Origin of the sequence: Hahella chejuensis KCTC 2396 (assembly GCF_000012985.1) — a bacterium.
Lineage (GTDB): Bacteria > Pseudomonadota > Gammaproteobacteria > Pseudomonadales > Oleiphilaceae > Hahella > Hahella chejuensis.
Map to the genome: position 1 here is coordinate 4,694,881 of NC_007645.1, position 22,324 is coordinate 4,717,204.

At 53.2% G+C, this 22,324-nt stretch carries 19 protein-coding genes; 2 read left to right on the plus strand and 17 right to left on the minus strand.

The window, feature by feature from the left end:
• Window positions 1-38 precede the first annotated feature (38 nt).
• The 5 genes from pheS to thrS all read right to left on the minus strand — a co-directional run bounded on the left by pheS (window position 39) and on the right by thrS (window position 4,234).
• The gene (pheS, locus tag HCH_RS20485) at window positions 39-1,034 is read right to left on the minus strand and encodes a phenylalanine--tRNA ligase subunit alpha (RefSeq protein WP_011398343.1); all 996 of its coding nucleotides are present in this window, start codon (window positions 1,032-1,034) and stop codon (window positions 39-41) included.
• A 93-nt stretch (window positions 1,035-1,127) separates the two neighbouring features.
• The gene (rplT, locus tag HCH_RS20490; RefSeq protein ID WP_011398344.1) at window positions 1,128-1,484 is read right to left on the minus strand and encodes a 50S ribosomal protein L20; all 357 of its coding nucleotides are present in this window, start codon (window positions 1,482-1,484) and stop codon (window positions 1,128-1,130) included.
• Window positions 1,485-1,505: 21 nt separating this feature from the next.
• Window positions 1,506-1,697, minus strand: a complete 192-nt coding sequence (rpmI, locus tag HCH_RS20495; RefSeq protein ID WP_011398345.1) for a 50S ribosomal protein L35 — start codon at window positions 1,695-1,697, stop codon at window positions 1,506-1,508.
• A 57-nt stretch (window positions 1,698-1,754) separates the two neighbouring features.
• The gene (gene infC, locus HCH_RS20500) at window positions 1,755-2,291 is read right to left on the minus strand and encodes a translation initiation factor IF-3 (RefSeq protein WP_083769803.1); all 537 of its coding nucleotides are present in this window, start codon (window positions 2,289-2,291) and stop codon (window positions 1,755-1,757) included.
• 29 nt (window positions 2,292-2,320) lie between these two features.
• A complete protein-coding gene (gene thrS / locus HCH_RS20505; RefSeq protein WP_011398347.1) occupies window positions 2,321-4,234 on the minus strand; it encodes a threonine--tRNA ligase in 1,914 nt (637 codons plus the stop codon).
• A 293-nt stretch (window positions 4,235-4,527) separates the two neighbouring features.
• Between thrS and HCH_RS20510 the strand changes: the two genes are divergently transcribed.
• Complete coding sequence (locus tag HCH_RS20510; RefSeq protein ID WP_041598833.1) at window positions 4,528-5,274, plus strand: ParA family protein; 747 nt, start codon at window positions 4,528-4,530, stop codon at window positions 5,272-5,274.
• Between the two features lie 26 nt (window positions 5,275-5,300).
• Here the strand turns inward: HCH_RS20510 and HCH_RS20515 are convergent, their stop codons facing one another.
• The 10 genes from HCH_RS20515 to HCH_RS20560 all read right to left on the minus strand — a co-directional run bounded on the left by HCH_RS20515 (window position 5,301) and on the right by HCH_RS20560 (window position 18,690).
• Window positions 5,301-6,284, minus strand: a complete 984-nt coding sequence (locus HCH_RS20515; protein ID WP_011398349.1) for a TAXI family TRAP transporter solute-binding subunit — start codon at window positions 6,282-6,284, stop codon at window positions 5,301-5,303.
• A gap of 187 nt (window positions 6,285-6,471) precedes the next feature.
• Complete coding sequence (locus HCH_RS20520) at window positions 6,472-8,865, minus strand: efflux RND transporter permease subunit (protein ID WP_011398350.1); 2,394 nt, start codon at window positions 8,863-8,865, stop codon at window positions 6,472-6,474.
• Between the two features lie 51 nt (window positions 8,866-8,916).
• Complete coding sequence (locus HCH_RS20525) at window positions 8,917-10,056, minus strand: WD40/YVTN/BNR-like repeat-containing protein (RefSeq protein WP_011398351.1); 1,140 nt, start codon at window positions 10,054-10,056, stop codon at window positions 8,917-8,919.
• Between the two features lie 114 nt (window positions 10,057-10,170).
• Window positions 10,171-11,556, minus strand: coding sequence for a DUF1329 domain-containing protein (locus tag HCH_RS20530; protein ID WP_011398352.1), 1,386 nt, complete (start codon window positions 11,554-11,556; stop codon window positions 10,171-10,173).
• A 234-nt stretch (window positions 11,557-11,790) separates the two neighbouring features.
• Window positions 11,791-14,451: an aminopeptidase N gene (pepN, locus tag HCH_RS20535; protein ID WP_011398353.1), complete on the minus strand. Its 2,661-nt coding sequence runs from the start codon at window positions 14,449-14,451 to the stop codon at window positions 11,791-11,793.
• 44 nt (window positions 14,452-14,495) lie between these two features.
• On the minus strand, window positions 14,496-15,323 hold the full coding sequence (locus HCH_RS20540; RefSeq protein ID WP_011398354.1) for a DUF2797 domain-containing protein: 828 nt from the start codon (window positions 15,321-15,323) through the stop codon (window positions 14,496-14,498).
• A gap of 86 nt (window positions 15,324-15,409) precedes the next feature.
• Window positions 15,410-15,694: a YeaC family protein gene (locus tag HCH_RS20545; protein WP_011398355.1), complete on the minus strand. Its 285-nt coding sequence runs from the start codon at window positions 15,692-15,694 to the stop codon at window positions 15,410-15,412.
• A 216-nt stretch (window positions 15,695-15,910) separates the two neighbouring features.
• A complete protein-coding gene (locus tag HCH_RS20550) occupies window positions 15,911-16,801 on the minus strand; it encodes a rhomboid family intramembrane serine protease (protein ID WP_011398356.1) in 891 nt (296 codons plus the stop codon).
• A gap of 4 nt (window positions 16,802-16,805) precedes the next feature.
• The gene (locus HCH_RS20555) at window positions 16,806-17,795 is read right to left on the minus strand and encodes a metallophosphoesterase (protein WP_011398357.1); all 990 of its coding nucleotides are present in this window, start codon (window positions 17,793-17,795) and stop codon (window positions 16,806-16,808) included.
• A 4-nt stretch (window positions 17,796-17,799) separates the two neighbouring features.
• On the minus strand, window positions 17,800-18,690 hold the full coding sequence (locus tag HCH_RS20560) for an NAD(+) kinase (protein WP_011398358.1): 891 nt from the start codon (window positions 18,688-18,690) through the stop codon (window positions 17,800-17,802).
• Between the two features lie 170 nt (window positions 18,691-18,860).
• Here HCH_RS20560 and HCH_RS20565 point away from each other — a divergent pair, with 170 nt between their 5' ends.
• Window positions 18,861-19,781, plus strand: coding sequence for a DUF1853 family protein (locus HCH_RS20565; protein WP_011398359.1), 921 nt, complete (start codon window positions 18,861-18,863; stop codon window positions 19,779-19,781).
• A 9-nt stretch (window positions 19,782-19,790) separates the two neighbouring features.
• On the opposite strand, the gene HCH_RS20570 is transcribed toward HCH_RS20565, so the two are convergent.
• Window positions 19,791-20,732 (minus strand): 1-aminocyclopropane-1-carboxylate deaminase/D-cysteine desulfhydrase, encoded by a 942-nt coding sequence (locus HCH_RS20570; RefSeq protein WP_011398360.1) that lies wholly within the window; start codon window positions 20,730-20,732, stop codon window positions 19,791-19,793.
• A 3-nt stretch (window positions 20,733-20,735) separates the two neighbouring features.
• On the minus strand, window positions 20,736-22,052 hold the full coding sequence (locus tag HCH_RS20575; protein WP_011398361.1) for a DNA repair ATPase: 1,317 nt from the start codon (window positions 22,050-22,052) through the stop codon (window positions 20,736-20,738).
• Window positions 22,053-22,324: the final 272 nt, after the last annotated feature.

The window sequence follows — 22,324 nt, forward strand, 5'->3', positions numbered from 1 at the left end:
AATCCTTACCGTGTTTTATGGGGTATTCACGCCTGAGGTTAGAACTGGTCAAGAAAACGCATGTCGTTTTCAAAAAACATCCGCAGATCGTTCACGCCGTACCGGAGCATCGCCAATCGCTCAACGCCCATGCCGAAGGCAAACCCTGAATAGGTTTCTGAGTCGACGCCCGCCGCTTCAAACACTTTAGGATGAACCATGCCGCAGCCCATCACTTCCAGCCACTTAATTGAGCCGTCTTCGTTTCTTCCCCACTCGATGTCCACTTCAGCGGAAGGCTCTGTGAACGGGAAGTATGAAGGACGGAAACGCACTTCAAGGTCTTTCTCAAAGAATTCCCGGAGGAACTCAACGATTGTACTTTTCAGGTCAGCAAAGCTGACGTGCTTATCCACCATCAGACCTTCGACCTGGTGGAACATTGGAGTATGAGTCATATCCGAGTCACAACGATAAACTCTTCCAGGGCAAATCATGCGAAATGGAGGCTTGCTTGATTCCATCACCCGAATCTGCACGGGGGATGTATGCGTGCGCAGCAATGTCTTCGGATCAAAGTAAAAGGTATCGTGCATGGCGCGCGCTGGATGGTGAGACGGGATATTAAGGGCCTCGAAGTTATGATAGTCATCTTGGATTTCAGGACCTTCTTCCACTGTGTAACCAGATCGTGCGAAGAAATCTTCAATACGTAACATCGTCCGGGTGACAGGATGAAGAGTTCCTAATGACTCTTTACGCCCAGGCAGGGTTACGTCAATTGATTCCGCAGCCAGTTTGGCCGCTTCGTTTTTGCTGGAGAGCTCGCTTTTGGCTTCGTTGATAAGGTCTTGCACCAACAGCTTGGCTTCATTGATCTTTGCTCCCGCCGCAGGTCTCTCCGCAGCGTCAAGACGTCCCAGCTCTTTCAGAAGTTGGGTGATTCGCCCCTTCTTGCCAAGGTAGTCAACTCTTAGTTGTTCAAGGCTCTGTTCGCTCTCCGCCTTGGCGACGGCGTCTTTGGCGCGATCAACAATACCTTCAAGATTCTCCATTTTTCCGCTCCGAGAAACAAAAATAGGGGAAGAGCAGCCCCTTCCCCTATCAAATATTAATCAACAAAATCAAGGATTTGCTGAGAAGTTAGATTACGCCAGGGCCTCTTTAGCTTTCTGAACTACAGCAGCAAACGCTGCTTTTTCGTTCATAGCCAGATCCGCCAGGACCTTACGGTCGATTTCGACGTTGGCGCGCTTCAGACCAGCGATCAAACGGCTATAGGACAGACCGTTGTCACGCGCGCCGGCGTTGATACGGGCAATCCACAGTGCGCGGAATTGACGCTTACGCTGACGACGGTCACGGTAAGCATATTGTCCGGCTTTGATAACCGCTTGTTTGGCTACACGGAATACACGACTACGCGCTCCGTAGTAACCCTTGGCTTGATTCAGAACTTTCTTATGGCGACGGCGAGCCGTTACACCACGTTTAACTCGAGGCATATTTCAATCCTTCCGTATTAATTACTGGCAGAGCATACGCTTGATCAATGGAACATCCGAAGGGTTCACTTGCTTCTTAGGACGCAGGTGACGCTTACGCTTAGTGCTCTTCTTGGTCAAAATATGACTGGTGAAGGATTGGCGGTGTTTAAAGCCGTTAGCGGTTTTTTTGAACCGCTTCGCCGCCGAGCTTTTGCTTTTCATCTTAGGCATATGAATACTCCGCATTCATTTAGATATAAATGAGCAGCCCCTATATTGCTGAGAAGGCTACTTTTTCTTTTTCGGGGCTACCACCATCATAGCCTGACGCCCTTCCATCTTGGGCCTTTGCTCGACGACGCCGAACTCCTCCAGGTCTTTCTCGACCCTTTGCAGTAACTGCAGTCCGAGCTCTTGGTGGGCCATTTCCCGTCCGCGAAAGCGAATGGATACTTTGGCCTTGTCCCCGTGCTCTAGGAAACGTATCAGGTTGCGCAGCTTTACCTGATAATCCCCTTCTTCCGTCCCTGGTCGAAATTTCATTTCTTTTACTTGCGTCTGCTTCTGCTTCTTCTTGGCAGCAGCTTTCTGCTTCTTCTCTTCAAAAATCTTTTTCCCGTAGTCCATTATGCGGCAGACTACCGGGTCAGAATCCGCGATCTGCACTAAATCCAAGCCTTCCTGCTCTGCTTTTTCCAAGGCTTCTTTTATAGGAACTATACCGACCTGCTTCCCGTCGGATGCTATCAGCCGAACTTCTGGAGCAGTTATGTTCTCATTTATTTTCGGACGATCGGATTTGCCTTGTGGCGTATTGCGCTTAATCGTGTTTTCTCCGTGTTAATTAATCATTTCTAGCTACGGCTGCGTTTGGCTTCTTCATTTTGAAGCAATTCTTCAAACGCAGAAATGGACATCACGCCGAGGTCTTCGCCTTGACGAGTCCGGATAGCTAAACATTGAGTTTCGACTTCTTTGTCCCCGACCACTGCCAAAAAGGGGACTCTGTTCAAAGTATGCTCGCGAATTTTATAGTTGATTTTTTCGTTTCTCAAGTCCAGACGCACCCTAAACCCTTTATCATTCAGGATTTCGCCTATTTTTTTACAATAATCCGCTTGTTTATCGGTAATATTGAGGATCGCGACCTGAGTTGGCGCCAGCCAGGAAGGGAACGCGCCTTCGTAATGCTCAATAAGAATTCCAATAAATCTCTCAAACGAGCCCAAAATCGCCCGGTGCAACATAACTGGCGTTTTTCTGACCTGCTCATCGGACACGTATTGCGCACCCAAACGGCCTGGCATGGAGAAGTCCACCTGAACAGTACCGCACTGCCACAAACGCCCCAGACAATCTTTCAGTGAAAACTCAACCTTCGGACCATAAAACGCCCCTTCACCGGGCAGCTCTTCCCAAGGCAAGCCTTTGGCGTCCAGCGCATCAGCCAGAGCTTTTTCCGACTTATCCCAGATTTCGTCTGAGCCAACGCGCTTCTCTGGACGAGTAGACAGCTTATAGATGATCTCAGAGAAGCCGAAATCCGCATAAACCTCATGCAGGAAGTCGATAAACTTGCCGACTTCTTCCTGGATCTGCTCTTCGGTACAGAAAATATGCGCGTCATCCTGCGTGAAACCACGCACTCGCATCAGACCGTGGAGCGCACCAGAAGCTTCATTACGGTGACAAGAGCCGAATTCGGCCAGTCGCAGTGGTAGATCACGGTAACTGCGAAGACCTTGGTTGAACACCTGAACATGACAGGGACAGTTCATCGGCTTGATAGCGAAGTCGCGATCTTCAGACTGAGTGGTGAACATATCGTCGCGGAACTTTTCCCAATGCCCGGACTTCTCCCACAAAGTGCGTTCGACTACCTGAGGCGTTTTGATCTCTTTGTAGTCGTGCTTGCGCAGCTGCTTGCGCATGTATTGCTCGATGACCTGATACAGGGTCCAGCCGTCAGAGTGCCAGAACACCATGCCTGGCGCTTCTTCCTGCATGTGGAACAGGCCCAGCTTTTTACCGATTTTACGGTGATCGCGCTTTTCAGCTTCTTCGATTCTGTGCAAATAGGCCTTGAGGTCTTTCTTGTTACCCCAGGCAGTGCCATAAATTCGCTGCAGCATGGCGTTATTGGAATCGCCGCGCCAGTATGCGCCCGCCACTTTGGTCAGTTTGAACGCTTTGATTTTGCCTGTGCTGGGCACGTGTGGGCCGCGACACAGATCAATAAAATCGCCCTGAGAATAGAAAGACAGGTTTTCTTCAGTGGGAATACTCGCGATGATTTCGACTTTGTATTCTTCACCCATCTTCTTGAACAGCTCTACCGCCTCGGAACGAGACATCAACGAGCGAGTGACCGGCAAGTCAGCGTCGGACAGCTCCTGCATCTTTTCTTCGATCTTAACCAGATCGTCTGGCGTGAAAGGACGCTCAAAAGCAAAGTCGTAATAAAAGCCGTCTTCGATAACCGGGCCGATAGTTACCTGTGCACTGGGAAAAATACTTTGCACCGCCATCGCCAGCAAGTGAGCGCTGGAGTGTCTGATCACCTCCACGCCTTCAGCGTCCCGCTCCGTTACAATCGCCAGCTCGGCGTCTTTATCAATAACGTGAGAGCAGTCGACCAGTGTTCCATCCACTTTACCCGCCACGGCGGCTTTGGCCAATCCGGGACCGATGTCGGCAGCGACATCCAGTACGGTTACAGGGTTGGAAAATTCTCTCTTACTGCCGTCAGGCAATGTAATTACGGGCATAAAAAACTATCCTTCACCAGTGGTGGTCCATACCAAAGACCACTTGCACACAAATTTCAGGGGCAGAGATTCTAGCAACTATGCCGCCGCGTTACCACGCTAAAAGCGCCCTGGCGTGCGATTGTTTCTTGATTTTACAGTTAAAGCCTATATAACTCTGACAGAGTAACCGAATAACAAAACCCTGTCGGCAAAGCCTGACTGTCCATATTCACCGGCGCTCCATGGAAGTATTACGTCAACGCCGGTCACCAAAGGCCCCAGCCGACCATAACAAGGCGCCATCAGACTTCATGAAAACCATAGCGGTATACAACCTCAAAGGCGGGGTGGGAAAAACCGCCACTGCCGTCAATATTGCTTATCTCAGCGCTTGTAGCGGACAGCCCACACTGTTATGGGACTTTGACGCTCAGGCGGCGGCGAGTTGGTACTTCCAGGTAGAGAACAGCAAGCGCAAGAAGGCGAGCAAGCTGATCAAGGACAAACTTGCGCTGGGCGAGCTGATTCAGGGAACCGGTTATGACCGTCTGGATATCATTCCGTCTGACATGAGCAACCGTAATATCGACGTCAATCTCACCGGCGTCAGCGGAGGCAAACTCGATTCCTGGCTGTCTATGCTGAGCGAAACCTATGGCGTGTTGGTGCTGGACTGCCCCCCTACTTTATCGGAGCTGGCGCTGCGCATACTCAAAGCCGCCGACGCGGTGCTGATTACAATGATCCCAACCCATCTATCGTTTGAAACATACCGTCATGTGACGGAGATGATGGAGCAGAAGAAAATCGATTTGGCCAAGCTCTATCCTGTACTGACCATGATTGATCGCCGCAAGAGCATTCATCAGGAGTTCACCGCCAGTTGCAAAAAAACGCTCGGCAAGACGCCTATCGGCTTTGTTCCTTATTGCAGCGACGTGGAGAAGATGGGGGAGTTTCGCGAGCCATTGCCGGTATTTGCGCCGAGGTCGCCAGCCACCCTCGCCTATCAATTGTTATGGGACAACATCCGCAAGAAAGCACTGCGCCGACGCTAAGATCGGCCTTGCGATGACGGACTCGATCAGTTACCGATCATGCCCATTTCCCGATAGTATTTTTCAGCGCCGGCATGCAGCGGCGCCGTCAGACTATCGAAGATCATCTGCTCTTTCTTCAGATTAGCCAGCGCGGGATGCAGGCGTCGAAACAGGTCGAAATTCTCGAAGACCGCCTTCACCACACTGTAAACCACCTCATCCGAAACCGCCGCAGTCGTCACAAAGGTGGCTCCGACGCCGAAGGTGTTCACATCGCGTTCGTTGCCCCGATACATCCCGCCGGGAACAACTGCGCGGCGATAGTAGGTATTGGCGCGGATAAGTTTATCGATCTCCGCCCCCTCTACCGACACCAGTACGCTGTCACATAAAGTGGTCGCCTCTTTCACCGCACCGCTTGGATGACCGACGATGTACAACATCACATCAATCTGCCCCGCGCAGAGCGCCCGCGGTTGTTCGATGGCCTTGATTTCGGAGGCGGACTTGAAGTCATTGAGAGACCAGCCATAGGCGTTCATCAAAACTTCCATCGTCCCCCGTTGCCCGGAGCCTTCATTGCCTACATTGACCCGCTTGCCTTTCAAGTCCTTGAAACTTTTCACATTGGCGTCTTTGCGCGCAACGATAGTAAAAGCTTCAGGGTGGATCGCGAATACCGAGCGCAACTCTTTATGAGGCCCGGCCTCTTTGAAAATACTGCTGCCATGATAGGCATGAAACTGCCAGTCGGACTGCACAACTGCAAAGTCCACTTCTCCAGCGCGTAGCGCGCGGAGGTTGTAGGGTGATCCGTCTGTGCTTTCAACGAAACAGCGAAAGCCGTATTCCTTGCTGGACTTATTCACCAACCGGCAAATGGCGCCGCCGGTAGGAAAGTACACTCCGGTTTCATTGCCGGTAGCGATACTGATATGAGAGGGCGTGTCTGCGGAGTACGTCAATGTGGCGCAAAGAGCTGCAATGCTCAGAACCAAGAAGCGCAGCATAGCGTTAATCAATGGCATTGGGAGATGAGTACCTGCTTTCAAGACTGCTTTACGTATACTGGGTGATGTACAGGCCTGCGAGCCGCATTACCACCCAATTTACTATTCAATTCCAGACGCTTACCAATTAATTATAGTCAAAGAAGGACCCTTGACCGGGCCCTGTACATTACAGAGATGTAGGACGGCGACAGCGCCTGACGTCTCAGACGCCCCTTTCCGCAGCTCTCGCTTTGGCGACCATCTTCTCCGGATTAAGCAGAAAACGGGCCAAAGCCGGCAATAGCCACAATGCGCCCACCATGTTCCAGAGGAACATGAAGAACAGCAGCAGCCCCATATTCGCCTGCAGTTTGATGGGCGAGAATATCCAGGTGCATACGCCAATCGCCAGTGTAATGCCGGTGAACATGACTGCTTTACCTGTGGAGCGCAACGTTTCGAAGTACGCATCCTGCAGGCTTTTTCCTTCAAGAATATAGTGCTCAAACTTGGTGTAGATATAGATGCCGTAATCCACGCCAATGCCCACTCCCAGTGCAATCACCGGCAAGGTCTCGACTTTGATGCCGATCCCCATCTGCGTCATCAGCGCCTCGCACAGAATCGAGGTCAACCCCAGAGGCACGACGATGCACAACACCGCCCTGATAGAACGGAACGTGACAAAGCACAATACGCTCACCACCGAGTAAACAAAGACCAGCATCAGGTCTTTGGCTTTAGAGATAACCTGATTCGTGGCGGCATCGACGCCGGCGTTACCCGCCGCCAGCAGCAATTGGTAGTCTTCACTGGCGTTATCTCGAGAGAAAGCTTCTACTGTGTCCACTACCCGCTGCAAGGTTTCCGCTTTATGGTCTTCAAGGAAAGCCAACAACGGCGTCATGCTGCAGTCAGAGTTCACCAGCCCGGATGGCGCACGCTGGATGGAAGAGTTGATAATCTGCTGATTGCGGGACAGTTCGTACCACTTGAAGTTGCCTTCATTTAGCGCTTTGGTGACGATTTTGGAGACCGTCGCCAGCGAGGCCGTCGACTCTACGCCCGGCGTGTTCTCCAACACCCACTGCAGCTCATCCATGGCTTTCATGACAGGATAACTGGAGCATTTCTCCTTATCTGTCCTCACCATCACCACCATTACATCCGAGCTGGTGCTGTAGTTGTTGATAATGAAGTCATTGTCGCGGTTGTATCTGCTGTCGGGGCGCAGCTCGGGAGCGCCTTTATCCAGATCGCCGATCTTCAGTCCCTGCTTGTAGTAAATACCCAGACCGGCGCCGACCAATGCGATCAACAAAGATACTCGCGCCACCGAGGGATGAGCGAAATAGGACATGCGCAGCCATTTGCGGTCGCGCCCCTCGCCCCGGTCCTTCTGGTGTTTGACCCCGGACTTGGTGATGCCAACATAGGAAAGAATAATGGGATGCAGCACCAGGTTGGTGACAATGATCACCGCTACGCCAATACTGGCGGTGACGGCGAGATCCTTGATGACGTCGATCTTAATGAACAGAAGCGTCAGGAACCCCATCGCATCGCTGACCAAAGCCAGCATGCCCGGAATATACAGCGCCCTGAACGCCAGGCGCGCAGATGTGGTGGCGTCAAAACCGCGGGCTGACTCAATGGTCATCGCATTGACGATTTGCACGCCATGACTGATGCCGATAGCGAACACCAGGAACGGCACCAGAATGGAGTATGGGTCTATCCCATATCCCAGCAGCCGCAAAATGCCCACCTGCCAGATAACCGCCACAATGGAAGCAAAAACTGGCGTCAATGTGCCGGACCAACAGCGCGAATACCAGTACAACAGTACGATAGTGAGAACGATGGCGACCAGGAAGAACAACACGACGGAGCGCATTCCTTCGATCAAATCTCCCAGCTTCTTCGCGAAACCAATCGCGTAGATTCGAACATTGGGATTCTGCGCCTGAAATTTCTCCCTGATATTGGTTTCCAGATCACGGGAAAACTGCTCGTAATTCAATGATTGCCCGGTATCCGGGTCGATTTCCAATAGAGGCGCATAGATAATAGCGGAGCGGAAATTGTCCGCCACCAGCCTGCCCACCTCACCGGAGCGCAGAATATTCTGGCGCAGCTTGTCCAGACTTTCCTGGCCGCCATTGTAACCATCAGGAATGACTGTGCCGCCTTGAAACCCTTCTTCAGTGACCTCCACCCAACGCACATTAGGGGTCCACACAGAACGCACGCCGGAGCGATCCACGCCGCGCAAATAAAACACCTCGTCTGTGATTTGCTTCAGGGTCTCCATGTAGGAGTCGGTGAAGATATCTCCCTCCTCGACCGCTACAGCAATGCGGATGGAATTGCCCAGATTTTCCAGATCGTCCCGATTCTCAAGCATATTCTGGATGTAAGGGTGCTCCAGCGGTATCAGCCTTTCAAAGCTGGAGTCCGGCTTGATTTTGGCGGCGCTATAGGCCATGAAAACAGTAATCGCCAGGAAAGCGATAAGAATGACCAGGCGATTGTTAAACACCAGCCGTTCCAGCCACGGCTCGGCTTTGGGCGTTAAGATGAAGTGATCGCCTTGATCGTGCAACTTGTTCGACATTCAAGTTTCCCCTGTCTGATTGTTCTACTGTGGGTTGCTATCGAACTATGGCTAGTTCAGCTTGCTTATGCTTTTGAGGACGTTCACGCCACCCTCGCCGACTAGCAATAATTGGTCGGAAGACAAGAAGGCCGCCCCCAACAGACCTTGGCGGTCCGGCTGCGGGTGAACCTTAAAGTCCTCGCCGAAATTCTGACTCAACAACATAACGCCGGAGTTGCCCACCACCGTCATCCGCCCGTTCTCACCCACTGCCGCCCCTATCAGCGACTCTTCCACATCGACGCCAACCCGCTCCCAGGTCGAGCCGGAGTCCTGGGAATAGAACAAATGCCCACGCAGACCAAATACAAACACTTCATTGACATTGCCATTGCCGCTCACCCCGAACAGCGAGCCGTCATAGGGCGACTCCAGTGTTTCCCAAGTCGCGCCAAAGTCCGTTGAGCGGAAAACGTATCCCGCCTCACCGACAATAAACATGGCTCCGCCGGTGATCTGCGCAATCGCGTTCAAGTGAAAGCGTTCGGTGTTTTCCAGCCTGGGCGCCCAGTTGGTCCAACTGACCCCGCCGTCTTCCGTATGAAAGAAGAAACCATAGGCGCCAACAACGAAACCTTCTTGCGCGTTTTTAAACCAAACGTCGAGCAAGGGTTTACCCGGCCCGACTTCCGCATCCGCCATGGCGTCCTCAAGAGCGAAGTTAGCGTCTTCCAGTTGATATTCCAGATCCGACGCCTCTTCTTCCGGCGCCGTCTCCAGCTGCTCCTTCAAATTCGCCACGCGCTTTTGCGCCTGAGCGATAACCATCTCATTCGCGGCGAAACCGTCAAACTGCTTACTCCAATTGACGCCGCCGTCTTCGGTATGCAGCACCACTGCGCCATGGCCCACCGCCCAACCTTGCTTGGCGTCAACAAAATACAGAGAGGTCAATAATGTCGATACAGGGGAGTTGGACTGAGTCCAGCTTCCGCCCTGATCATCTGAATAAATGATATGCCCCCGCTGCCCAACCGCCACCAGGCGGTCGCCGGCCTTCGCCACATCCACCAGCAACGTGGACGGAGCCAGCTCAGTTTTCATTGCCGGGGTGCTAAGCACATCCCCCGCCAGCGCCCAAGGAGAGTTCAGCGACGCACATAACGCGCACGCGAACGTCATTTTCCGCAGAACCGTCGTTAACTTCATTTATTCCTGCCTTTTTCTGAGCCCATCACTGTCTACGCCCACTTCTTCCTTTTACACATTGCGCCTCACGACGCCCCTTAAAAATTAGCCGCTATCGCGCCAACTGCAAGCGCACTAGCGTATGCCGCGCCGCCGCAGCGATTGCGGACTGAAGTAACGGCGGTCTGGAACCTCATTGGTGAACACCCGCGTGGAGCGCTCCTCGCTGTCGAGGCCCTGTACGTGATATCGGCGCGCCTGCAAATCGTAAAACACGTCCAGCGCCGTCCATGTGGAAGGCAATTCGTAGAAATTTTTCAGAAACGCCATACTGACTCGCCATAGTTCTCCACGACCATCGTATTGGTCCACCAAGGCGATATTCCAGCTGTCCTCATCGATATAAAATACGCGCCGGGAATAAATATGCCGCTCGCCCGCCTTGAGTTTAGCCTCAACCACATGCACGCGGTGCTTTTCAAAGCGGGTGTAGTCAGGATTGATATGGGAAACGCCCAGCACATCCGCATACTTCAAACCAGCCTGTGATATTTGATAGCTGTTGTAGGGGATATACATTTCCTTCAACCCCAGATAATTCCAGTCGTATCGATCCGGGGCGCCGTTGTACATATCCGTGTCGTCCGCCGTACGCAGATTATCCGAGGCGGCGATGGGCGAGTCATAGGCCAGATTCGGAGCCCTTCTGACGCGCCTTTGTCCAGCGTTATAGCCCCATGCCTGTCGGGGCTCTTTCACCTGATCGAGGGTTTCATGGACCAGCACCGCGCCACCGGCAAGACGCGCAGGGGAAATGGTGAAGGATAGATAATAAAAAAGGATATTCTTCAGATCCTTCTCGCTGCCTTCCGGATTATAAAAATTCCAGAATACCTCCTGCTGAGAGTTGACCAGACTGAACTCGCCGTTGCGCTGCACCGCGGTTTCCGATGCGCGACGGGTGACGAAAACGCCGCGCCAGCGGGTAAGGTGGTTCCAGACAGCCTGCAGCGCCTTACGTTCGTTCGAACCGTGCAGGACAGGGAACGGTATGCCGCCATAAGCGCCAGTCACGCCATTTCCATCTTTAGTCAACTCTGCGTTAACGGCGTTCTCGTAGGTATTCTGATTCACCCAATCCGGCGCAGAGTGTGAACGTCGGGTGACATACAGCGGAATCTTGAATGTGGTGGGATAGGTCTTGAATAGCGCCTTCAGCCCTTCGCTCAAGTATTTTTCGTACTGGGTGAAGTTCTGCGCGGTAATCGTCTCTTTAGGCTTATCTTCTTTGAAGGGGTCAGGATGGTGCTGCCCCTCGCGTTGATATTCTTTCGGCGGCTGGGCGATCCCCCCTTCCCAGCGGGGGATATCCGCGCCGTTACCTTCGCGGATTGCGCCAAAAGGAGTGAGCTCTCCCGTTAGTTTTTTGGCTTCAGTGGGACTTACAGCCGCCCCTGCGCAGGCGGCGTAAAAGGAAAACAGCAACAAGCTTCCAAGCAGTATTTTTTTATTCTGCATCATAGATACTCTTATTCCTAATCGAAGACAGCTGGATTATTGAACGACTCTTTCGGCGGACGCAGCGCTCAGCTGAGTGATTGAGCGCCGGACTTAGAGGTCCCCTCCTGCTTTATTCTTATTTTGCTCTGCTTCAACAGGGCTTTATTGTATGTAAAAGCTTAGTTTAGCAACAAATTTTGTCTATTCCTCCGGCACTTAGCCAACTTTTATCGACATTTTCTCTACAAATTACGCCTATTTCAGACTTTTTGACACCACTTCGTACGCATCTCTGGACAGGCCGGGGTGCGCCATGATTTCCTGCAACTCTTTTTGCATGAGCGCAGAACGCTGCGGCTCTAATTTGCGCCAGCGAGTCAGAGGGGTTAGCAGACGCGAAGCGATTTGCGGGTTCAAGCCGTCCATCTTAATGATCCATTCGCGCAGGAAACGATAGCCGGAGCCATCCGCTGCATGAAAATGCCTCCAGTTCTGACCGCCGAAAGTTCCGATAACTGAGCGAACCTTGTTTGGATTACGCTCAGAGAACAACTCATGCGCCGTCAAAGCCTGGATGCTGTCCAATGCGCCATGGCGCTCACTGGCCGCCTGCACGCTGAACCACTGTTCCATGACCAGCTGATCTTTCTTCCACTTACACAGGAAGTCGGCCAAAGCAGACTGCGCCGCTTCAATATCAGGACCGTTCACCAAAGCAGCTAAAGCGCCGAACTCGTCCGTCATAGTTTGCGCCTGCTGCATCTGCAACTTCGCCAAGGCGACGGACTCTTGCGCGCCACCTTGCGCGAGCAGCATCAAACAGGCGTTCTTATAGGCGCGCAAGCCCATGGAAACGCTATCTAACGCATTGCCGGATTGCGCATGCAGTTGGCGATATTTACTCAACAACAGCTCCGACAAAGAAGCGCCGATTCGCTCATGCACGCGTTGACGGGCATTGAGAATGGCGTCGACATGAACCACCTCAGCCTGCTCCGCCAGTAAAGATACGCCAGGAACCTGCACCATCTTCGCCAGCATGGCGTGATCGCCCTTGTCATCCAGCAATACTTGACGCATTGCGTCAATGTAGCGCTCGTCGATGTCGACCTGCTCGCCTTTCAGTTCAGCGTTTATCAATTCATTGAAGACAGAAACAGCCAGCTTCTGCCCCGCGTCCCAACGGTTGAAGCCGTCGCTGTCGAAAGACATGAGGAAGGTGAGCTGATTTCTGTCGTAGGGATAGTTCAAGCGCACTGGCGCAGAGAAACTGCGCAACAGCGAAGGCGTTGGTTTTTCCGTCACCCCGGTGAATACAAAGCTCTGCTCAGACTCCCGCACCAGTATATTGCGCGTGAGGTCGCCATCCGCGCCGGATGCGTCGCCCTGCCCTGCTTTCAGCGTCAGTGGCATGTCTTTGCCAGAGCCGTCCAGCAAGCCAACCGCCAGTGGAATCTGGAACGGCTGTTTTTCCTGCTGCCCCGGCGTGGGAGGGCAGCTTTGCTTGACGTCGAGTCGATACTCGCTTGTCTCAGCGTCATAATGATCCGTCACCGTCAATACCGGAGTACCGGACTGGCTGTACCAACGCTTGAACTGAGTAAAGTCCTGGCCGCTGACTTCCTCCATACAGGCGACGAAGTCGTCAGTAGTCACCGCCTGACCATCAAAGCGGGAGAAGTACAAGTCAGAGCCTTCGCGAAACTTCTCCGGCTCCAGCAGCGTGTGCAACATGCGCACGACTTCACTGCCCTTCTCATACACGGTCAGCGTATAAAAGTTGGAGATCTCCATGTAGGAGTCCGGACGCACCGGATGCGACATAGGGCCTGCGTCCTCGGCGAATTGCATAGTACGCAGCAGGGCGACATCTTCAATTCGTTTCACAGCGCGCGAGTGCATATCCGCAGAAAACTCCGCGTCACGGAATACAGTGAAACCTTCCTTCAGGCTCAACTGAAACCAGTCACGACAGGTCACCCGGTTGCCGGACCAGTTATGGAAGTACTCATGCGCGACAATCGCTTCTATACGCTGGAATGCGCTGTCTGTGGAGGTCTCTGGGTTCGCCAGCACGCAGGAAGAGTTGAAGATGTTCAACCCTTTGTTTTCCATCGCGCCCATATTGAAGTCGCTGACGGCGACAATATTGAAAATATCCAGGTCGTACTCGCGACCATACACCTCTTCGTCCCAAGTCATGGAGCGCTTGAGAGAGTCCATGGCGTGGCTGCACTTATTCAGGTCCTGCGGCTCAACATAGATACGCAGCTGCACTTCGCGACCGCTCATGGTTGTGAAGCTGTCTTCCACCCACTCCAAGTCGCCAGCGACCAACGCGAACAGATAGCAGGGTTTCTTGAAAGGGTCTTCCCATTTCACCCAATGGCGATCTCCGCTCTCGCCAGAGGCGACAGGGTTGCCGTTGGACAGCAGCACAGGATAACGGCTCTTCTCCGCTTCGATGGTGGTAGTAAAAGAGGACATCACATCCGGGCGATCCAGATAATAGGTAATGCGACGAAAGCCTTCCGCCTCGCACTGAGTGCAGAACATGGAGCTGGAGCGATACAGTCCTTCCAGACAAGTGTTTTCCTGCGGCTTGATCCAGGTTACCACGGTCAGCACAAACTGCTTGGGCAAACGCTCCAGTCTGAGCGTCTCATCGTCCAGCTGATACTCATCCGGGTTCAGCGTGCGCCCATCCAGCAGCAAGCGCTCCAGCTGCAACTCAACGCCATCCAACTCCAGAACATCACGAAACGCATCGGCGTCAGGGTTACGTCTGATATGCAGCTGCGAGGTGACTCGGGCCCCGTCTTCATAAAGCTGGAAGTTCAGGTCCGTGGCGTCGATCAAAAAGTCCGGTTTGCGATAATCTTTCAGGTAAATAGTGCGAGGTTGACTTTCTTTCATAGTAATTATGCTCAAGTGTTCCGTAGGCGAGCTTCCATATGCGCTCAAGCGGCGACTGAAACTTCGTATGATGTAAATTTGCGAACGTTAATGCAGCCAGTATCCAAAATCAGATACTGTCCTTTGATACCAAGTAATGTACCACTAACTTCCGGCTCTTTTTCCGGGTTTAGACTAACCACCTTCTGCGGATACTGCATCACCGGGAAAGCGATGTCGACCACATCCGCAGAGGTTAAAATTTCCATACTATCCGCGCCTTCTGCACGTCGTAAGCCTTCAAGCGAACTTTCCAGCTCCGCCAGTAAACGATCTCTTTCCGCAATCATATCCAATGGCTCAGGATCGCCCTTGAGCATCGCGCGCCAGTTAGTTCTATCCGTCACCGACTGGCGAAACACCTCCTCCACCAAGCCTGACATTCGTCGCGTGGTGACTTCCATGATGGGGAGAGCCTGTGTTGCGCCCTGATCAATCCAGCGCGTAGGTATTTGAGTTTTACGAGTGATGCCGACTTTCACTCCTGATGAGTTGGCCAGATACACCACATGGGGAACCATACAGTGGGTTTCCCCCCACTCAGGCTCCCGACAGGTGCCGGCGAAAAAGTGGCATTTTTCCGGACTCATAATGCAGCTGTCGCAACGCGCCAGTTTTTTGAAGCAGGGAAAACAGAACCCCTGACTGAAGCTCTTTTTCGTCGAGCGGCCGCAATGATTGCAGACAATCTTACCGCTGAATTTAATCTGAAGTGATTTGCCGAGCAGAGGATTCAACTCCACCCGTTCATCGCCAACCACCAGACTGTAGTTGACGGGGTTATCGAGCTGGCTGAACATTTTCTCCAGACAGCCTTGAGCTACTTCCCTCAAGTGAGTCCCCTTGGTTCTAAATTCATCTCTCAATTATTGTTATTGTCGAAACGCGCGCTCCCGTCACGACGGAGGCGAAGCTTCAATCAATGCTTGACGACGCCGCTTTCCGGCGCCCATACGCCAGAAGAAGATTCAGCCGCGGCCGCTTTCAAGGCGCAAGGCGTCGGCCGGTCTCTTTCTATATACCCCACCCGTTGCTCTTCAGGCACATTATGGGAAATTTCGTAGGTGATGAGCGCCTCCATGCAGAGCTCTTTCTGTTCCATTGATAACTTTTTGCCGTCCGGCCACTTGCCCAACTCCAAGGCTGTCTTCATCGCCTCATAGATCTCCGGAGTCAGGTTTTTTACTGCATTTTCAAAGGACATAAGGGGTCTCCAGCACAATGTTGCGGACTATAACATAAGGGCGATCCGACATTTCAATAAAATTCTGGTGAAAAAGTGTTGACTTACAAATGATAATCATTATCATTTGCATTGTGTGTTTGATCCCACACAGCTCTCATCAGAGTATTCACAGCTACTTGGGGGATGCGCATCAACGGAGGCTGGCTAAACCAGCTCTGCAACTTGGTTTAACCGTTATACTCCGTTGATGCCTTCCCCATCTTTTTTTCCACTTGTTTTTAGCCACAACGCCATTGACGTCAAGCCAAACCAAAAGCCGACGAAGTGCGCGGTATTGGCGAACGAAACGCCAAATTGATCAGAGACGCCCAGCATACCCGCCAACATCCACACAATACTGAAAATCACCATCGCGGAAGGCGCCCACATCCGCATACTCGGCGCTAACGCCCACCCCGCCGCGTGCGCGCCAACCAAGGCATAGGCGACGCCGGAAAAGCCGCCAAACGCCGGCCCCGCCACCAAATACTGAGCGAAGTTGCTCACTACAGCCGCCCCCAGAATAAACGAAACGAATCCGCCACGACTGAACAAGACCTCCAAGGTCCGGCCAAATATCCACAACGCAAGGGAGTTAAACAGCCAGTGCGCCAGCCCCAAGTGCAACCATGCGGGAGACAGCAAACGCCACCACTCTCCTTTTTGCAACGTAAACAGCAAGGACTGAACGCGAGAAGACAGGTCCCCGGAAGGCAGCTGAACACGATCAATGATGAAGAAATAACGACTGCTCTGGAAATCGCCAAAGCCAGTGTACAAGGCCGCCACCAGTATCGTCAGCAACAACCAGGCGATGCAGGGAAAAGGCTTTAACTGCATCGCCAGACTGGAACCCTTGGGGCGTGGTTGCGCGCTTACAACCTCTCCCAACCGCTCACGAACGCCAGGGTCTTCTTTGAAACGTTGATAGCAATCCAACACAACAGGCTTGGCGGCGGGATCTTTAACCCATATTTCCTGCCGCCCTTCATTCTCGGTGACCCATATCGCAACGCCCCTGCTGCGCAGATAGCGATACAGCGACTCAATATCTTCTTCGATTGGGATATCGCAAACTTTTTCCATGCACTTAGCGCCCGGCGGCGCCCCCTGCTTCACGCATGACATCGACCCAGACAAAGTTGTCCGCAGTCAGCTTGCGATCTCCCGCTTCGAGTCGATAGGCCACCAACTTGCCATACTTCACTGCGCTGTAATCCAGACAGGCGATATTGGGACGAATGGGACGCGGCGCGCCTTGCAGCCAGTAATGTCCAACGAACAACGGCGGCTCTTCCAGGCCATAAAACAGCAGCATGCGCCGCTCCCGCTCCGACAGACGTCTTTCCGCCACTTCGTCAGGCAGAGCGTCCGGCTGAAACACTACGTCGCCGTAGGTTTCAGGCTCCGCCTTCCAGAATTTGGTGCGGAATGCGGTGCGCACGAAGCCGTCGCTGCTGCGAATAGACATACCATCCGGGAGTTTCATATCCGTGCCGCGCAACAACCGGTCCATCACATGGCCGGCAAAACTGTCGCGCACGGTGGAGGCATGTAGAAAGTCTTCCGTAATAAGGCCATCGGGGTGATGCTCCAGAAACTGGGAAATCAATTCATGATCCCAGCAGGCGTGCACAACGCGGAAACTCTGGTCGTCAATCAGCAACGGCAGCGTCATGAACCACTCAAGAAACTCGTTCCATTCATGGCCATAATTGGCGAACTGATCCAGCGTTTCCCGAATCAAACGCTCATGACGGGGCGTATGCTCACGCAAATAGGTATGAGCGCTGCCCGGACGCGCCCGGGTGCAATAGCCCAGGGCGTTGTACTCATGATTCCCCATGACAATGCGCGCGCCGCCATGCTCCACCATATCCCGCACAATATGTAGCGCTTCGCGGATGCGTGGACCTCGGTCGACAATATCGCCCACGTAAATCGCCTGACGATGCTTATGCGTGTATACGCCGTTAATCTTCCGGTAGTCGAGCTTCTCCAGCAATGCCTCCAGCGTTTTGGCGCATCCATGGACGTCGCCGATGAAGTCAAAGCCTCGGTACTTCTGGCTCTCGGACATTAGACTACTGCCCTCCCTGATCTCTACTGCTTGACCAGCCCAGTTTATCCCGGCAGATCTGATAGAAATTATGGTTCATGGGATGAATCAGACGCAGCTTCTGCGGCTTCTTGCAAATCGTGACCGTATCGCCCGGCGCGCAGGTGACATGCGTCTGTCCATCACAACTGACATGAGGATAGGTTTGGTTGTAATCGCCGATGATAATCTTAATTTCGCTGTTGCCGTCCACCACAATCGGGCGGCTGCTCAGGGTATGGGGAAACATGGGTACCAGCACGATAGCGTCCAGACGCGGGTGCATGATCGGCCCGCCTGCAGACAGCGCATACGCTGTAGACCCGGTTGGCGTGGAAACGATCAAGCCGTCGGAACGCTGGCTGTTGACGAACTGCCCTTCGATATAAAGGTCGAAGCCGATCATCCGGGTGGATTTACCAGGATGCAGCACAATGTCATTCAGTCCGCAGCCGTAGCCGACAGGTTCGCCATTGCGCTTAACGTAGGCGTCTAACAGAAAGCGGGATTCTTCGACATACTTCCCGGACAGCACTTCCGCCAGCTGGGGCTCCATTTCCGTCGGCGTAATATCAGTGAGAAAGCCCAACCTGCCGCGATTGACGCCGAGCACCGGCACATTACAGCCCGCCAGCGCACGCGCAGCGCCCAGCAAACTGCCGTCGCCGCCGACCACAATCACCAGGTCGCAGATTTCTCCCAGCATTTTCTTGCTGGACACCTGCACGTTATGCCCTGGCAACACCGCTGCGGTAGCTTCTTCCAGGATCACCGCGTAACCTTCGCCGACCAGATAGTTTTTGAGCCGCTTCAGCGTCTCCACCACCTGTACGCTGCCCATCCGGCCCAGCAAACCGATATTACGAAACTGTTCCATACATGCCCTTAATCAAGCGTTTTTGTTATGTTACCCAAACTGCCTCGGCTTGTATGCGCCCCGGGGGCGGTTTTTGTCTTTTTCCCGACCCTCGCGCTCCGCTGCAGTCCAGTCAATGACTGCGCTCGACGACCAAAGCGCCGGCCGGGGCACTAACGGAAGTTTAATTTGTGAAGCGAACGCAACAACAACTGCTCAAAGATTTACAGTGGACTTGTAATAGCCCGGTGCTGGCCGCCATTCCTGACATGGCGCCAACACAGTTTGACCGCCAGGCGCCCATAGCGCTGAACGACGCCGACCGGACGCTGACCATGGACCTGCTAAACATGGAGAAAGTCTTAAAAAGCCGCTTTCTGGGCCCTTACTTTGAATCGCTTTGGCGCTTCGGCATCGACCGGCTTAGCGCCTGGCGCGTGATTGCCCATGGCTTGCAAGTGAAAGACCGCAAAAAGACTTACGGCGAGTTTGATTTTATCCTGCAGGACCCCGAAGGCAATTACGTCCATCAGGAAGTCGCCATCAAATATTACCTCGGCTTGTCTACGCCGTCGGCGAAAGGTGGAGACGCCCACTGGTTCGGCCCCAATTACTTGGATCGACTGGACCTTAAGCTGGACAAGCTGCTCAACAGCCAGATTTTACTCTCGGAAACACCCGAAGCCCGGCAAGCGCTGGCGCATCTGGGTATTAACGAAGTCGTCCGTCAGATCGTTATGAAAGGCTATCTGTTCTATCCTCTAATTGACCCAGACAGCGTGGAGCCATCCTTCCTCGCCGCACCCGATCACTTACGCGGCGGCTGGCTGCCTGTCAGCGCCCTGCCCCAATTGAAGGAAATAGCCACAAACTGGATACTCACTCCCAAATCACACTGGCTATCGCCCCTTTCAATACACCCCGATGATCAGGCCCCAATCATGAGCTGGGAAAAGTTATACAGGGAATTGAACTCTACAGAAGGGGACGGTCGTCCACAGATGTTGATCGCATTGGCGGAATCGCCAGCAGGTGGATGGCTGGAAACAGCCCGATATTTTGTCGTTAGCGACGACTGGGCGGAATCCGCCAGAGCCTCATTGAATCAATAGCCGGAAGAGTTAACGCTTACCAAGAAAACCTCGCGCGCCCTGCATACCACCAGTATGCACAAGCACAACGTCTGAGCCTTTAGGAGCCTCGCCTCGACGCAACCACTCCAGCGCTGCATACGCCATCTTTCCCGTGTAGACAGGCTCCAAACCAATGCCCGTGTGACCGGAAAATGCTTGAGTGAAGGCCATCAGCTCGGGGCTGGTCTTGGCGTAACCGCCAAACTCATAACCTTGCATAAAGCGAAAACAGGTTTCTGGTTGCTGGTTATTCAAAGCCAGCAACTCATCGATCTTAGCTGCAATAGAGTCGCCGGCGCGCAACACAGGCACACCGACCACCTCATGATGTGAGTGAGCGGCGACAAACCCCGCCATCGTACCGCCGGTGCCGCAAGGCAAGAATATGGATGCGGGAGTCGAGGGAAAGTAGGAATAGATTTGCTGCGCCCACTCAGATACACCCTTCACCGCCAGCGTATTGCTACCGCCCTCGGGGATGATCATCAGCTTTTGCGTATCGATCAGCTCTGACAGCCCCCAGTCCGCAATGCTTCCTTCCACCCAGGCAGGATCATCTTTGCAGCGATACGCCTCATTGCTGACGAACAGCAAACGCATCCCCCACTTCTCGGCATCCTGCAGAGTTGGCGTCAGCTCACGTCGCCAGGCGCCGCGCACCACGCCAAAGGTGGGGATATTCAGCATACGGCCCGCTGCGGCGAGCGCATGCAAGTGGTTGGAATAGGCGCCGCCGAAGCTCAACAATCCCGACGCTTGATTTCGCTCCGCCTCCAGCAGGCTGTATTTGAGCTTGAACCACTTGTTGCCGGATACAGACTCATGAACCAAATCACCCCGCGCCATCCACAGGCGCACGCCAGCGCGCTCAGCCACAGGGTGACTGAGCGGTTGAATGACGCAATCGGGTTGATACAGCAGAGAGGACACGAACTATTCTTGATGCTTCTCGCAACGGTTGCTTTCGCCTGCAACGAACTCAGCGGGCACGGTCACACGAGGGACGCTCTCGCCACACAGTCCCTTACCGGGAATTTCGTGTTCGCATACTGCGTTTTCGTAATGGTCCAGCCATTCTTTGTAGTGCCGCTCCGTTACAAAACAACGCTCCGCCGCATAGGCAATGGGATTTTGCACATAGCGCAAAACATCTTTCGCCGGGATCGTGATATGACCCGCACCGGGGTGATACACCACAAAGACCACATCCAGCTCAGACAGCTTATTGAGAATATCTCCGCCGCCATCCTCAGATTCATCCTTCAGGGTTTGAATCTCCTGGCGCAGCTGCTCCTCACGCTCATCGCGATACACCAACTCCGCCTCGCGACGCTGTAATTGCTCTTTCACAATCGTCAGTTCGCTTTCCAGACGCTGGCGCAGGCGCTCCGCTTCTTCGCCACCATCTCCCTTGCTGAGTTCTTTCTCCAGCATGGATTGACGCTTCTTGAACTGCACCATTTCCTCTTGCAGAGACAGGTATTGATCGCTGCGCTTCTGCAGTTTGATTTTAGTCTGATCGTAAAGCACCTTGGTGTGCTGGAGGCTTTGCTCCATATCCTGCACTTTGGTCTTCAGCGCCTGCATCTCCAACCGGTGCTGCCGGTTGAGCTCTTCAATTTCCGCTTCGTGCTGACTGTTCAACGTCTTGATGCGCAAGCGCTGCGCCTTCAGCAAGCGCGCCAGTTTCGTACGATGAATACGCTCCTGCTCTTCCAGCGCAGACGCTGATGCGGCAGGTTGCGGCGCGGCCTGAGTGGGAGTCAGGACAGGAATATCCTCTTCCTCCTCAATCACCTCGCCGACCACTTCGAAGCCCAGGCGATTCTCTTGCAGAGACTTTTTAATCACCTGAAAGTCATTGCCGCCCGGCTTCATGTCCGGATCCCACAAATCCCGCTGATGCCAGGAGATAGCGCATTGACTGCGGCACGCAAGCCGTATCGGACCTGCACCGAGATCCGGGCCGGAACCGGAAATTTTCGCCAACCGTTTCAGCGGCACGTTCCACTCCGAGTCCGCAATGCCTTCCTCGTCGAAATAGACCGTAAAAAATACCAGCGCACGCGGCACCAACTGCTTGTTCAGCTCTGCATAAACCGCCGTTATTTCCGTATCAGCCAGATCATTCAGAGCAACTACGCCGTCCAATATGGCCTCAAATTCCGAATAGCGCATTTGCCGCGCTACATACTGATCCTCCAGAAAGAGAACCGCTTCGTAAATATCATCTTTTTGAGGTTTGGGCATGCCAATGTCCTAGATAATAAGCCCTTCTTTCTTTGCTTGTTGTTTAAGCTGCGTTGACCAGAAGCCCATTGTCGATGTTGTTATTTTTTGTAAGCGCAACAAAATAACAGAAAATTGTTTCGTTAGCGCTTACCAAGCGTTTAAACACCGATATTTTTTACCTCCGGGCCACTTATAACGGCTCCGGCGCACTCGTTGATTATTAATGAAGCTGATGAAAACTTAGCACGCAACCTTGAAAATGTCAGTTGGACAGGTCGCGCCTAATTAGG